Consider the following 14,249-nt stretch of genomic DNA (forward strand, 5'->3'; position numbering starts at 1 on the left):
AAACAACCCATGCGCCTCATCTCCCGAATCCTCTTGGCATCGATGATTGTCGCCCTGCTGGCCTTCACCTACTGGGCGGCCCAGGGCGCGCCCGACGTGATGTGGACAAGCGCGCCGGGCTGGAGCTGGGCGCGCAGGGTGGCCCTGTCTGCGGCGGACACCCCCGCCCCGCAGGTCGCACCGCTGGCCGTGGACGGCGCGGGCCAGATCTACCTGCTCACCATCGCGCGCCGCGATGCCGCGCCGCAGGCGCTGCTGACGGCCTACGGCCGCGACGCGGGCGTGCGCTGGCGGCGCGAGCTCTCCGCCCCGGCGGGCGAGATCCACCAGCCCGCCCTGCTCTGGGACGGCCAGATGCTGCGGGCGCTCTGGCTCGACCATGGGCGTATCTATGGCTCGACGGTCGGGCCCTCCGGCGAGGTGCTGGCCGCCGCCCAGCCGCTGGGGGGCAGCGCGCAGGTCGAGTCCTTCGCCGCCGCGAGCGACGGGCGCGGGGCCACCTTCATCTGGTACGCCGGCGCCCCCGAGGCACCGGGGATCTTCGCCCAGCCGCCGGGCGACCTCACCGGCCCGCCGACGCAGATCGCCCCCGCCGGGTCGCGCCCCGCCATCCAGCTCACCACGGGCGGCGCGCTCGTCGCGACCTGGGTCGCGCCCGAGGCGGACAAGCTGGCGATCTGGCGCGGGGTCTACCCCGGCGGCGACCCGACGCGCGGGCGGGCCGAGGCGGTCGGGAGCATCGAGATGGGGCCGGGGCTGGCGCTGTCCGGCCCCTGGCTCAGCGCCGACGACGCCGACGGCTACCTGCTCTGGAATCTGACGGTCACCCAGGGGCGGACCGCGGGCAGCTCCTACGCGCAGTACCTCAGCTTCCCGCTCGATGGCGGGCCGGCCAGCGAGGTGCGCGCCATCGGCCTGCCGACGGGGGCCGACCTAGACTACGTCGATGGCGCGGGCGGCCCGCAGGTGGCGCTGGGCGCGGGGGGCGTGGCCGGGGGCGGCCCGCCCGCCGACTGCGCCGCCCCTGTAGGCCCCGGCGCGCCGGCCATGATCTGCAAGGCGCAGGTGCGCCACCGCGCCAGCCACAGGTTCAGCCAGGCGGGGGCGATCCTCTTGGCCGGGGGCCAGCCGGCGGGCTACCAGCTGATCAGCTTCGGCGATCGCTCCGCCTACGCGCCCGCGCTGGCCAGGGATGGGGCGGGCCAGCTCTACGCCAGCTGGCTGAGCATGGGCGCGGGCGGCTTCGACGTCTACCTGGCCAGCACCGCGCCGGATATGCGCGCGGCCCTGGGCCAGATGGGGCTGCGCGACGTGGGGCGGGTCGGCTTCGAGATCATCTACGGCATGATCAGCGGGGCGCTCTTCTCGCCGCTCACCGCCCTGCTCTGGTCGCTCGCGCCCCTAGCGATCATCGGCCTCACCGCCGGGCTGCGGCGCGACCACGGCGATCTGCGGCACTGGGCGACCCTGCTCAGTCTGGGGCTGGCCCTGGCCGCCTACTGGTTCGCCAAGTGGACGCTGCTGGCCGACGCGCGATCCTACGTGCCCTTCGCGGCCTGGGTGCCCGGGATGCCGGGCTGGCTCGGCCTGCCCCTGCGCCTCGGCGTGCCGATGATCATCGGCGGGCTGAGCCTGTGGGCCGCCTGGCGGCTCACCTACCGCCGCGGGGCCAACTCGGCCGCGCTCTTCCTGCTGGCCTACGTCGCCGTGGACGCCCCGCTGACCATGGCGATCTACGGCGGGGTCTTCTTCGGGGCCTTCTACCCGTTCGCGTAGGGTGCTGGCCGGAGTGGATGGGCCACAACGCATAAAAAGAGCGCTCACGATCATCGGCGGCCGATGATCGTGAGCGCTATTGCGCAGAACTCTAGCGTGAGCGCCTTTTCGCCGCCAGCCCCAGCAGCAGCAGGCCGCCCAGCGCCACGATCAGCAGGGCCACCCCATCGTTGGCCCCGGCATTGGGCAAGGACGGTGACATCGCCGCCGGGACAAGGCTGCTGAAGAACATGTCGGTCTGCTCGGGTGTGACGGCGGTGCTCAGGGCACCCGATGGGGATTGGAGCGTATCCGCCATGTGCGCCGGCCCGATCAGGGCAAAGCCAGAGAGGATAAGGATGATCGCGAGGGCGATCAGGGCGGAAACGCGCGCGCGTCTGTGCGCGAATGAGTGGGTGGAGCGGCCATCTAGCATTGACGGTCTCCTGTCATTGGGATGATGCCCTCACAGAGGGTATCTCCAGGTTGTTCAGCGGGTGCGACATGTGCGATGTGCCAGATTTCGATGTTGAGCCTGTTCATGTGCGGCTGAAGACAACGCTGAGGCTATAGGCGATTCTACGAGCAGGCAGATTATATATCGAAAAGCGTACCATAGAGTGACAAAATAGTACGTGAAGGCTTACTCAACAAATCGCCGATGTGCGCCTATTTTAGCATTACAATGCTGTAGAGAGCCTCTTTTTAGGCACGTGGCCGTGGGGAGGAGGAGTTGTGAAAAATTTAATTACCGACACAATACCCTAACGCGGCGCGCTCGGCGCCGCCAATGCGGCACCGCCCGTGCGCAAAACTTCAGATGGGCCAGTTTTACGTAACAGCTCCGTCATGGCCCTCACCCCCCAGCCCCCTCTCCCGCTCAGGGAGAGGGGTGAGGGCTGTCTGGCGGCAGACTGTCAAGCTGATGTGAACCTTGTCTAACCAATAGTTCTCGATAGCTCTCGATGTGCGCCCCATGCGATGCTCCTACTCGGAAAAGGATAATTAATAATAGCACATATCTTCTTATCCGTCAACAGGTGAGACCTATAATCATTTGACGCAGTGGACGCCCCCCCGTATAATCAGCGGCGTCCTAACCGATTATGCAGCTCCGACGGCGCAGGCACCGCGGCCCGCCCGCCACCCCGCATGTCTGACTCACCTGATCTGAAGTCCATATCTGCCAGGCGGCGGCCGGTGGTCGCCGTGTGCGGCAGCAGCGCCGAGGACGCGCAGCTCAACGGCCTGGCCGAGGATGTGGGCCGGCTTCTGGCCGCCGGCGGGGCGACGCTCGTCTGCGGAGGAGGCGGCGGCGTGATGGCGGCGGCATGCCGGGGCGCCCTGGCGGCCGGCGGGGTCACGATCGGCATCCTGCCGGGCGGGGATCCGGCCGAGGCCAACCCCCACGTGCAGATCGCCGTGGCGACGGGCATGGGCCACGCGCGCAACGCGATCATCGTGCAGACGGCCGACGCCGTGATCGCGGTGGGCGGGGCCTACGGCACGCTCTCAGAGATCGCCCTGGCCAGCGCCTGCGGCCGGCCGGTCGTCGGCATGCGCACCTGGGAGCTTGGTGGCCGCCCAGAGACCATCCACGCCACCGCGACACCGGCGGAGGCCGTCGCGCTCGCGCTGCGCCTCGCCGGCGGGGGGCGGTAACCGAACCGTAACCGGCCAATCAGCGGCATTCCAGATCCCTCTCAGCCGCCGCTGCTACAATCGCACATAGTGAAGACTCTATCTACCCGAGAAAACCTGAGGAGAGCGCGCATGGCGAAACGTATCCTGCTTGTTCTAGCCCTCGTCTCGACCATCGCCACCCTGGCGGCGTGGCCGAAGACGAGCGCGGCCCAGTCGGGCGTGGCCGACACCTACCCGCCCTACCAGGCGCGCTACTTTGGCGAGACTGGACACTCGGCGGTGAACTGGTTCCTGGAGTTCTGGAAGAGCACCCCGAACGCCCTGTTCGTCCTCGGCTACCCGATCTCGCAGCCCTTCATCGAGGAGAGCTTCACGAACCCCGGCCAGTACTACCGCGTGCAGTACTTTGAGCGGGCGGTGCTCGAAGAGCACCCCGAGAACTTTGGCCAGCAGGGCAATAAGTTCTACGTGCTCGGCCGCCTGATGGGCAGCCGCCTGGCCCAGGGCCGCACCGAGCCGGCCTTCCAGCAGGTGGGCGACCCCGGCGACGGGACCTTCGACTCGGCCACCGGGCACACCCTGCGCAACGGCCCGGCGCCCTTCCGCGACTACTGGCTGAACAACGGCGGGCTGAGCGTCTTCGGCCGGCCGCTCTCCGAGCAGTTCCAGGAGGTCAACTCGGCCGATGGGCAGACCTACTGGGTGCAGTACTTCGAGCGCCAGCGCATGGAGTGGCACCCCAACGAGCCGAACCCGCAGTACCGCATCCTGCTCGGCCTGCTGGGCAATGAGTACCGCGACCGGTACCAGGGCGGGAACAGCGCCTTCAACTACCGCGGCGCCGATAACGCGCTGCCGCGCCAGTTCGTCTACGGCTACAACGCCAACCTCTACAACCAGGGCAGCGCCTGGCAGGATCGCCCGCGGGTCATGCAGGTCACGAAGAACTCCGGCGTAACCTGGCTGCGCCAGCAGGTGCGCTGGATGGACCTGCACGACCGCTCGGGCGCGATCTACTGGGCCGAGCTGGATAATATCGTCAGCGACGCCAGCGCCAACGGGGTGAGCCTGCTGCTGAGCATCGTGGCCGCGCCAAGCTGGGCCACCAGCAATGGCAGCCACGGCATGCCCAGCCGCGATCACTTTGGCGACTTCGGCTACTTCATGGGCCAGATGGCCGCCCGCTACAAGGGCCGCGTCCAGGCCTACGAGATCTGGAACGAGCAGAACCGGGCCTGTGAGAATGGCGGCGACTGCGCCACCAATGGCGGGGTCGGCGGCACCGTGGCCGGGGCCGACTACTACGTCGACCTGCTCGCCACCGCCTACGATGCGATCAAGGCCAGCGACCCCTACGCGATCGTGATCAGCGGCGGTCCCACCTCGACGGAGACGAACCGCCCCGACATCGCCCAGAGCGACACGTCGTACATGGCCTCGATGGCCTCGAACCCGAAGTTCCGCACCCACGTCGATGCGGTCGGCGTACACCCCGGCGGCCAGTACAACTCGCCCGACCAGTTCTGGCCGGACAACCCCGGCCCGGGGCCGAACTGGCGGAATAGCCGCGAGTTCTACTTCCGGCGCGTCGAGGACATCCGCAATGTGCTGGTGCAGAACGGCATGGCCGACAAGCAGATCTGGATCACGGAGTTCGGCTGGGCCACGCAGAACAACACCCCCGGCTACGAGTATGGCAACAGCATCTCGTTCCAGACCCAGTCCGACTGGATCGTGCGCGCCTTCCAGAAGGGCCGGCACGACTACGCGCCGTGGGTGGGCGGAATGTTCGTCTGGAACCTGAACTTCGCCGTGTCCTGGCGGGCCAGCGGCAACGAGCAGCACGAGCAGGCCTCGTTCGGCGTGCTGAATGGCGACTGGAGCCCGCGTCCGGCGTGGTACGCTATCCAGGCTATGCCGAAGAACTAGCACTCTCTGTGCCCGCCGGCGATTGGCTGCCTTGACGCCAGTCGCCGGCGGGCACATATTAATGGAGCGTAGAGAATGAACCTATCCGCCCGCGTGCGCAGCAGCCTCCTGCTGCTTTTTCTGCTTGTGCCGCTCGTTGCGGCCTGCGGCGGCCAGCCCAGCGCGCCCGCATCGGACGTCCCGACGGCGGCGGTGATCGCCACCCCCGATACGTCGTCCCCTGTGGCGACGGCCGCGCCCACGGCCGCGCCGGTCGCCGACGCGCCGACGCCGGCCTCGCCTAGCGACTCCCCCACCGCCGGCGCGGACACGCCGGCCCCCGCGACACCCACCGACGCGCCGGTCAGCGCAGACACCCTTCAGTTCGGCGTGGTGGGGCACCTGTACTACACCGACCGCGACCGCGTGCTCCAGCTGGTGCAGAACGCCGGGTTCGACTGGGTGCGCCAGCAGGTTGTCTGGCGCGACATCGAAGACCCTGGCGCTGGGATCTATGGCTGGGAGGAGCTCGACCGGATCGTGGACACGGTGAACGCCTATGGGCGTAAGCTGCTGGTGAACATCGTCCAGTCGCCGAGCGCCTACAACCCCACCAACGGCCTGCCCGCCGACCCGGAGACCCTGGGGAACTTTGTGGAGCAGATGGCGCGGCGCTACGGGGACAAGATCCAGGCCTACGAGATCTGGAACGAGCCGAACCTGGCCCACGAGAACGGCGGGCGCATCGTCCCCGAGGATGTCGGCCACTACGTAGAGATCCTCAAGGTCGCGTACACGCGGATCAAGGCGGTGAGCCCCAACGCGATCGTCCTCGCGGCGGCCTCATCGTCGAGCGGCGTGACCGACCCCGCCATCGCCCTCTCCGACGAGGGGTTCTACAAGGCGATGTACACCTACAACGGCGGCGAGGTGCGCAACTACTTCGACGTGCAGGCGGTCCACCCCGGCGGATCGGCCAACCCGCCCGACACGCTCTGGCCCGATAACCCGAGCACGGCCGATGGCTGGACCACCGACTCGACCTTCTACTTCCGGCATATCGAGAACGTGCGCACCTGGATGGAGGCGTACGGCATGGCCGACAAGAAGATGTGGATCACCGAGTACGGCTGGGCCACGCCGAACGACACGCCGGGCTACGAGTTCGGCAACCAGGTGAGCCTCGATCAGCAGGCCGACTATATCACCGGGGCGATGCGGCGCGCCTTCGAGCAGTACCCCTGGGTGAGCAATATGTTCCTCTGGAACATCAACTTCGCGGTGCTCTGGGGCGAGCGGGGCGACCCGATGCACGAGCAGGCCTCCTTCGGCATCCTCAACCCGGACTGGAGCCCGCGCCCCGCCTACCTGGCGGTGCAGAGCCTGATCGCGGAGCTGAAGCAGAAGGAAGGGCGGTGACGGGGGAACGGGGTGACACGGTGCCGTGGTGATGGTAGGGGCGCAGCAGGCGAAGCCTGCTGCGCCCCTACGCTATCATGTCGATCCCGAGGCGGGCGAGGATGGCGGCGGCGGTGTGCAGGCCCTCGGGCGGCACGAGCCAGCCCTGGGGCGTGCGCGCGGCGGCGCGGCCGAGGAGCCGGCGGTGAGCCGCCGGCAGCGGGATGTCGGGAAGGAGGTGCCCGCCCGCGACGGGCGTCGCCGGGATCGACAGGGGCCCGGCGAGGGCGATCTGGGCGTATCCGATACGCAGCGCAAGATCCTCGTCGAGCGGGGCCAGGGCGCCGCCCACAAGCTGATGGTAGCTGAAGGAGCCGCGCGAGCGCCGCCGCCGCAGGGGCCAGCCCTCGCGCAGGCTCACCGCCCCCGGGCCGGCCTCGGGGGCCGGCGCCCAGCCGAGGGGCTCGGCGGCGAAGTAGCTCACGCGCTCGCCGGCGGCGAGCTGGCGCACGCGCGGCTCGCCGGGGGGCGCGGGCGTCGGGAGGCCGGGCAGCCCAGCCGCCTGGTCGGCGAGGGTCAGCACGCTGAAGGAGCGGGCGCGCAGGCGGGCGACCAGCCCCTCGCCGCGCTGTGAGGTGAGGGTGAAGCGGTCGCCCTCGCGATCGCCCTCGCCGCGCAGGGTCGGGCCGAGGGCGGGGTTATGGATGATAAAGAGGCCCGGCCGCATCTCCTCGAAGTCGCAGGGCGCGCCCGGGCGGCGGCGTGATGACATGTGTATATCCATGGTGTAGGGCCGAAGCATTGGGTTGTGGCCCCGCAGGGCCACAATCCAATGCTTCGGCCCTACGATGGGCGCGCTGCGCCCTTACGCCCCCCCGGCGATCCGGCGCAGGGTCGGCCCGGTGTAGGCGTGGCAGATCGCGATCGCCAGGGCGTCGGCGGCGTCGTCGGGCTGGGGGACGGCGGCGAGGCCGAGGGTGATCCGCACCATCTCCTGCATCTGGCGCTTGTCGGCGCCGCCGTAGCCGGTGATGGCCTGCTTGACGGCCGTGGGCTTATACTCGTGGATGTCGGCGCCGGCCTGGTGCAGGGCGAGGAGGGCCACGCCGCGGGCCTGGCCGACGGTGATGGCGGTGTTGACGTTTTTGCCGAAGAAGAGCTCCTCGACGGCGGCGTAGGTGGGGTGGTGGCGGCCGAGGATCTCGCTGAGGCCATCGTACAGGCGGCGCAGGCGCTCGGCCTGGGGCATGCCCGCCGGCGTCGTCAGCACGCCGAACTCCACCAGACGGATCTGGCTGCCCTGCTCATCCACCACGCCCCAGCCCATCCGCGCGGTGCCCGGGTCGATGCCGATGGTTTTCATAAGGGGACAGGGGACAGGGGACAGGGTATAGGGTTCGGATTGCGACCTGTCCCCTGTCCCCTGTCCCCTGTCCCCGCTCGCCTACTCATCAAACTTCGCCGCGACCTCATCGGTGATATCGAGGTTGGAGTAGACCTTCTGGACATCGTCGAGGTCCTCCAGCTTCTCGATCAGGCGCAGGGTGGAGAGGGCCGCCTGCTCGTCGGGCTGGACGATCGTCTTGGGGCGCATCGTCTTCTCGACGCCGGTGACGGGCAGGCCCTGATCCATCAGCGCCTGGCGCACGCTGTGCAGGCCCGTCCAGTCACAGTAGATCTCAAGCACCTGGTCGGACACCTCGACATCCTCGGCGCCGGCGTCGATCGCCTGGAGCTGCACCTCGTCGGGGTCGAGCTTGGTGCCGGTGAGCTCGACCGTGATCAGACCCTTCAGCTCAAACATCCAGGCCACCGATCCAGGCTCGCCGGGATTTCCGCCGGCCTTGTTGATCGCCGAGCGGACATCGGAGCTGGTGCGGTTGCGGTTGTCGGTGGCCGTCTCGATGATCAGGGCGACCCCGCCGGGGGCGTAGCCCTCATAGTAGATCTCCTCGAGGTCCGCCTCGCCGCCCTTGCCCACCCCGCGGTCTGCGGCGCGCTGGATGTTCTCGTTGGGCATGTTGCTGGCGCGGGCCTTATCGACGGCCAGACGCAGCCGGAAGTTCTGATCCGGGTCGGCGCTGCCGCCCTCGCGGGCCGCGATGGTGATATCGCGGGCAAGCTTGGTGAAGAGCTGGCCCCGGCGCTGGTCGGTAACGCCCTTCGAGCGCCGAATGCTATGCCATTTGGAATGGCCGGACATGGCAGTATGCCTCCTGCATGGTCTATAGTTTGGCCCATTATAACAGAACCTTCGGCAAGGTAGGGGCTCCTCATACGGCCAGGAGTATGCGATAATAGTCTACGCAAAGGGCGTCGCACCACACGTTTACATAGGTACCCCTCAAGGGGGCGTCAGACTATCCCCTCAGCCCCCCCCACTGACCTGACTGGTGCCCGTGAAAGGAAGCTCGTCGATGAGTGACTCTCCTGCGCTGATCAGCCTCTCAAAACAGGTGCGCGCGCTGCCGAACAATATCTATCTGGTGGACACCCAGGCGGGCGAGGTGCTGGTGAACTGCCCGCCGGAGACGCTGAAGTACCTCATCGCCGCCGGCGTGACGCCGCCGGCCAATGTGCTGCTCCCGCCAGATGTGCCCGCCGGCCAGGAGCTTGGGTCGAGCGGGTTTGTGCGCCGCGGGATCAGCTACGCAAGCGTCGAGTTTCTTGTCTACTCCAACTTCTTTGTCAAGGGCCGCCGCGCCCGCCTGATCACCGTCACCGAGGATCAGGCCCGCCGCCTGCGCATGATCCTGACCGAGACGATCAGCGGGCCGACGGACGACGCGGCCTACGGGCCGTACGGCTGGGTGCGCCGCGAGTGCGCCGCCGTCGGCTACTACCCGCCGCTCGGACGATCGCCGCGCCCCGAAGATATGGCCGATATTGTGAGCCTGGAGGCCGGCGGCGGCGATCTCGGGCCGACCCAGATCGCCCTCGAGGGCGGCGAGTTTGTCTTCTCTGAGGGCGGTGAGGTGACGGCGCGGGTCAGCACCGAGGTCTCCCAGGTGGCGATGCCGCTGACGGTGGCGCCGCCCCGCCCGCTCCACCGCCAGGAGCTGACCCTCCAGTTTATCGGCGGCAGCGATGGCTTCGACCCGGCCGGGATCACGACCTGCTTTCTGGCCTACCTCGGCACCAGCGTGCAGACCCAGGCCACGCTCTTCGACGCGGCGGCCTATGTGCTGGTGCGCCTGGGGAACCTGGGCATGTCATCCCATCATATCTCCGAGGTGGTGCTCTCGCACCTGCACGAGGACCATGTGGCCGGGCTGCCGGAGATCATCCTGATGGGCAGCCACCGCGTGCGCCTGCTCACCTCGGACATTGTGTACGCCAGCCTGCTGCGCATATTCGGCGCGATGCTGGCCCTGCCCGAGGATGAGGTCGCGGCGCTGTTCGACTACTACCCGCTCAACCCCGGCACGCCCGTGGAGCTGGAGGGCCGGCGGTTTGAGGCGATCTACGCCATCCACTCGATCCCGACGATCGCCGTGCGCGTGAACGGGGTCTGCTACTCGGGCGACATGCGCTACGACGAGGACTGGTTCGGTGAGCTGGAGGCGCGCGGGGTGCTGTCGCACCAGCGGCGCGAGGAGCTCATGCGCTTCGCCGAGGGGGCCAGCGTGCTGGTGCAGGATGTGGGCGGCGGCTCCATCCACAGCACGATCACGCCGCGGCTGCTCCAGGCGCTCACCGCCAAGAGCCAGCGCCTCGTGCTGGCGCACACCAGCAAGCACATGCTGCCGGCCGAGAGCGATGCCCTGTCCGGGCAGATCGAGTTCGCCGAGAGCGGCCACGTGGTGGCCCTGGGCGCGATCCTCCCCGACGACACGCGGATCGAGATCGCCGAGACGATCGCGGCCTGCCCGCTCTTCGCCCGCCTCTCGGTGGCCCGCCGGCTCAGCCTGGCCATCCAGGCCGAGGTGGTGGAATGGCAGGACGGCGAGACGATCATCCACGAGGGCGACGCCTCGGACGGCCACGCCTATATTGTCCACTCGGGCCTGGTCGGGATCTGGGTCGGCGGGGCGCAGGTGCGCGTCCTCGGACGAGGCAGCAGCATCGGCGAGCGCGGGGCTATCCTGGGCGACATGCGCACCAGCACGCTGCAGGCCCGTGGCCACGTGCAGCTGGTGCGCTTCCCCCCGGAGCTGTTCCAGTCGATGGCGGAGCAGCTCGGCCTGGCCGATGCCTTCGCGCGGGCCGACTGGCTGGGGCAGGTGCCGGTGCTGCGCGACCTGCCCTGGGCCAGCCTGCTCGACCTGGCGCTCGACTTTCTGCCGCGCCAGGTGGCCGCCGGGGAGGTGCTGTTTCGCTACGGCGACCCGGGCTACGAGGGCTACCTGCTGTTCTCTGGCGCGATCATGTTCAGCGACGCGGGCGGCGGGCTGCTCGATACGCTGAGCGATCCGGGGCAGTTCTTCGGCGGGCGCTCGGCGCTCTACGGCACCCCGCGCAGCGCCTCGGCCCGCGCCAGCGTCGCCTCGGAGATCTGGGAGCTGTCGGCCCCATCAATCCAGCGGCTCAACCTGCTCTACCCCAACCTCCTGCTGCATATGCGGGCCATCGAGGCCGGCCTCCAGCGCAGCCGGCCGCGCTAGCTGTTTTCTATGCTGCGGTGTTGGCGGCTTTGCCGCCAACACCGCAGCATAGAAGATTCACGGCGCGTCCTCGGCCCAGATCATCCCCACCCGCTCGGCCGAGAGGCCGATCACCCCGTTATCGAAGGGCGCGGCGCTGATCGAGCGCCAGCCGAGCACCTCGCCCCCGGCCGTATCGTAGATCGCAAACGGCCCGCTGCACGCGCCGTTGGTGAAGTAGCGCGTCCCCGGCGGGAACAGGCCCAGGAACCGCCCGGCCAGCTCCTCGGCCGCCGACTGCTCGACGATCTCGTTCGGGTAGGCCAGCTCGCTCGCGATCAGGTGCGTGAGGATCTTGGTCGCGATGCGCCTCGGCACCTCCACCCAGCCCCCCCCCAGCCCGGTGTATCCTGCATCTATGGCAAGCGCGTCCAGCACATCGGCGGGCTCGCCGGGCGGGCCGCCCAGGCGGCGCACGCTCAGCAGCAGCGGGTAGCTCTCGGCGCGGGCGGCGTCCAGGTCGTCCATCAGCGCCTCGATGGCGCGGTCGGGGTCGGGCATCAGGGTGGGCATGGGGCTCCTCTGAATGCTGAATGCTGAATGTTGAATGTTGAATGCAATCTGCAATCTGCAATCTGCAATCTGCAATTATACCAGGGAGCGTCGGGTGGCCTGCTGCGCGGCGGGCCGGCTGGGCAGGGGGGGGCAGGTGAGAGGGTGAGAAAAATCACACATGCGCTGCGGGGCCGCAAATAGTGGCGGTGCTATAATGGCCCTAGCCAGCCGACTGACCAGAGGAGGAGTACTATATCATGAGCGAGACCACATCGGCCGAACTCGACCAGCTCTGCGCGAATGCGATCCGCGCCCTGGCGATCGACGGTGTCCAGAAGGCGAATAGCGGTCACCCCGGCCTGCCGCTTGGCATGGCCGACACCGCGTACGTTCTCTGGTCGCGGTTTATGAGCCATAACCCGGCCGACCCGCAGTGGCCGAACCGCGACCGCTTCGTGCTCTCGGCGGGGCACGGCTCGATGCTGATCTACGCGCTGCTGCACCTGACCGGCTACGACCTGTCGATCGACGACCTGAAGCAGTTCCGCCAGGTCGGCAGCAAGACGCCCGGCCACCCGGAGTACCACGACACGCCGGGGGTCGAGATGACCACCGGGCCGCTCGGCCAGGGCGTGGCCACGGCGGTGGGCATGGCCATCGCCGAGCGCTGGCAGGCCGCGACGTTTAACCGGCCTGGGACGAGCGTCGTCGACCACCACACCTATGTGATCTGCGGCGACGGCGACCTGATGGAGGGGATCTCGCACGAGGCGGCGAGCCTGGCCGGCCACCTGAAGCTGGGCAAGCTGATCGTCCTCTACGACAGCAACAATATCTCGCTGGTCGGGCCGACCAGCCTCTCCTTCTCGGAGAACATCGCCGAGCGATTCGGCTCCTACGGCTGGCAGGTGCTTGATGTGGACGGCCACAACATGGCCGATGTCTCCCATGCGCTGGCCGAGGCTAAGGACGAGGCCGATCGCCCATCCATGATCATCTGCCACACCCATATCGGCTACGGCAGCCCGAAGCAGGACAGCCACACAGCGCACGGCGAGCCGCTCGGCGCGGCCAATGTGCTGAAGACGAAGGAGTTCCTCGGATGGCCGACCGAGCCGGACTTCTTTGTGCCGGGCGAGGTGTACGAGCACATGCAGCTGGCCGTCGAGGTTGGCGGGACGCGGCAGCGCGAGTGGGAGGCGACCCTGGCGCGCTATAAGGCCTCCTACCCCGACATGGGCGCCCTCTGGGACCGCATGATGGCCAAGGCGCTGCCGGACGACTGGCCGGCGACCCTGCCGGTCTTCCCGGCCGACCCGAAGGCCAAGGGGACGCGGGCGGCCTCGGGCGATGTGCTGAACGCGATCGCCGCCGCCATCCCCGAGCTGCTGGGCGGCTCGGCCGACCTGCACACCTCGGACCAGACCTACCTGAAGAGCTACGCCTCGATCACGCCGGACGACTTCGGCGGGCGCAACGTCCACTACGGCGTGCGCGAGCACGCCATGGGCGCGGCGCTCAACGGCATGGCCCTGCACGGCGGGGTCATCCCCTACGGCGGCACCTTCTTCGTGTTCAGCGACTACCTGCGCCCCGCCATCCGCCTGGCGGCCCTGATGAAGCTCCAGGTGGTGTATGTCTTCACCCACGATAGCATCGGCGTGGGCGAGGACGGGCCGACCCACCAGCCGGTGGAGCACCTGGCGGCGCTGCGGGCCATCCCCAACATGTGCGTGTTCCGCGCCGGGGATGCGAATGAGACCGCGATGGGCTGGCGGGTGGCGCTGGAGCGGCGCGACGGGCCGACGGCGCTGATCTTCACGCGGCAGAATGTGCCAACCCTGGACCGCGCCGCCCTGGCGCCGGCCGAGGGCGCGCTGCGCGGCGGCTATGTGCTGCGCGCCGTCGAGAGCCCCCAGGTCGCCCTGATCGGCACCGGCTCGGAGCTGGAGCTGGCCCTGAAGGCGGCTGACATCCTGGCCGAGCGCGGCGTGGCCGCCCAGGTGGTCAGCCTGCCCAGCTGGGATCTCTTCGAGGCCCAGGACCAGGCCTACCGCGATAGCGTCCTCCCGCCCGATCTGACGGCGCGCGTCGCCGTGGAGGCCGGGGTGTCGATGGGCTGGGACCGCTACGTCGGCCCGCGCGGCGCGATGGTGGGCATCAACCACTTCGGCGCGTCCGGCCCGGCCCCCGAGCTGTTCAAGAAGTTCGGCATCACCGCCGAGCACGTGGCCGAGGTGGCGCTGGGCCTGCTGCCTGCACGCTGAGGCGCGGGAGAGCTTCGCTCTCGCACACAAACACTGATGGTGCAGCGGCGCGGCTACGCCGCGCCGCTGCACCATCAGTGCATCATGTGCCCGATGGGGGGTGGACGAAACGTCTTGCAGAGGTGCCTTGGCAGGCGGC

The 14,249-nt window shown here is 68.8% G+C and carries 10 protein-coding genes and 1 pseudogene; 6 read left to right on the forward strand and 5 right to left on the reverse strand.

Translation table 11 applies throughout. The annotated features are described in order from the left end of the window. A pseudogene (locus K2Z83_RS05255) lies at window positions 1-1,776 on the forward strand (hypothetical protein); the annotation flags it as partial. Between the two features lie 91 nt (window positions 1,777-1,867). On the opposite strand, the gene K2Z83_RS05260 reads toward K2Z83_RS05255, so the two are convergent. Continuing rightward, entirely contained in the window at window positions 1,868-2,191 is a 324-nt protein-coding gene (locus tag K2Z83_RS05260; protein ID WP_220594135.1) for an LPXTG cell wall anchor domain-containing protein, read from the reverse strand. Between the two features lie 716 nt (window positions 2,192-2,907). Here K2Z83_RS05260 and K2Z83_RS05265 point away from each other — a divergent pair. The 3 genes from K2Z83_RS05265 (at window position 2,908) to K2Z83_RS05275 (ending at window position 6,726) form a co-directional block, all read left to right on the forward strand. Then, window positions 2,908-3,417: a TIGR00725 family protein gene (locus K2Z83_RS05265; protein WP_220594136.1), complete on the forward strand. Its 510-nt coding sequence runs from the start codon at window positions 2,908-2,910 to the stop codon at window positions 3,415-3,417. A gap of 111 nt (window positions 3,418-3,528) precedes the next feature. Further along, window positions 3,529-5,328 (forward strand): endo-1,4-beta-xylanase, encoded by a 1,800-nt coding sequence (locus K2Z83_RS05270; RefSeq protein WP_220594137.1) that lies wholly within the window; start codon window positions 3,529-3,531, stop codon window positions 5,326-5,328. A 75-nt stretch (window positions 5,329-5,403) separates the two neighbouring features. Next, window positions 5,404-6,726, forward strand: coding sequence for a hypothetical protein (locus K2Z83_RS05275; protein ID WP_220594138.1), 1,323 nt, complete (start codon window positions 5,404-5,406; stop codon window positions 6,724-6,726). A gap of 67 nt (window positions 6,727-6,793) precedes the next feature. On the opposite strand, the gene K2Z83_RS05280 is transcribed toward K2Z83_RS05275, so the two are convergent. The 3 genes from K2Z83_RS05280 to K2Z83_RS05290 form a co-directional block, all read right to left on the reverse strand. Further along, on the reverse strand, window positions 6,794-7,477 hold the full coding sequence (locus tag K2Z83_RS05280) for a hypothetical protein (RefSeq protein ID WP_220594139.1): 684 nt from the start codon (window positions 7,475-7,477) through the stop codon (window positions 6,794-6,796). A 93-nt stretch (window positions 7,478-7,570) separates the two neighbouring features. After that, window positions 7,571-8,068: a crossover junction endodeoxyribonuclease RuvC gene (gene ruvC / locus K2Z83_RS05285; RefSeq protein WP_220594140.1), complete on the reverse strand. Its 498-nt coding sequence runs from the start codon at window positions 8,066-8,068 to the stop codon at window positions 7,571-7,573. An 81-nt stretch (window positions 8,069-8,149) separates the two neighbouring features. After that, on the reverse strand, window positions 8,150-8,908 hold the full coding sequence (locus K2Z83_RS05290; protein ID WP_220594141.1) for a YebC/PmpR family DNA-binding transcriptional regulator: 759 nt from the start codon (window positions 8,906-8,908) through the stop codon (window positions 8,150-8,152). Window positions 8,909-9,122: 214 nt separating this feature from the next. On the opposite strand from K2Z83_RS05290, the gene K2Z83_RS05295 reads away from it, so the two are divergent. Beyond that, window positions 9,123-11,309 (forward strand): cyclic nucleotide-binding domain-containing protein, encoded by a 2,187-nt coding sequence (locus K2Z83_RS05295; protein ID WP_255603340.1) that lies wholly within the window; start codon window positions 9,123-9,125, stop codon window positions 11,307-11,309. Window positions 11,310-11,366: 57 nt separating this feature from the next. On the opposite strand, the gene K2Z83_RS05300 is transcribed toward K2Z83_RS05295, so the two are convergent. Beyond that, window positions 11,367-11,936 carry a hypothetical protein gene (locus K2Z83_RS05300; RefSeq protein ID WP_255603342.1) on the reverse strand — a complete coding sequence of 190 codons (570 nt, stop codon included), beginning with the start codon at window positions 11,934-11,936 and terminating at the stop codon, window positions 11,367-11,369. Window positions 11,937-12,100: 164 nt separating this feature from the next. Between K2Z83_RS05300 and tkt the strand changes: the two genes are divergently transcribed. Continuing rightward, window positions 12,101-14,110 carry a transketolase gene (gene tkt, locus K2Z83_RS05305; protein ID WP_220594142.1) on the forward strand — a complete coding sequence of 670 codons (2,010 nt, stop codon included), beginning with the start codon at window positions 12,101-12,103 and terminating at the stop codon, window positions 14,108-14,110. The last annotated feature ends 139 nt before the right edge of the window (window positions 14,111-14,249 follow it).

Source organism: Oscillochloris sp. ZM17-4 (genome assembly GCF_019599295.1).
In the GTDB taxonomy this organism is placed as follows: Bacteria; Chloroflexota; Chloroflexia; order Chloroflexales; family Chloroflexaceae; genus Oscillochloris.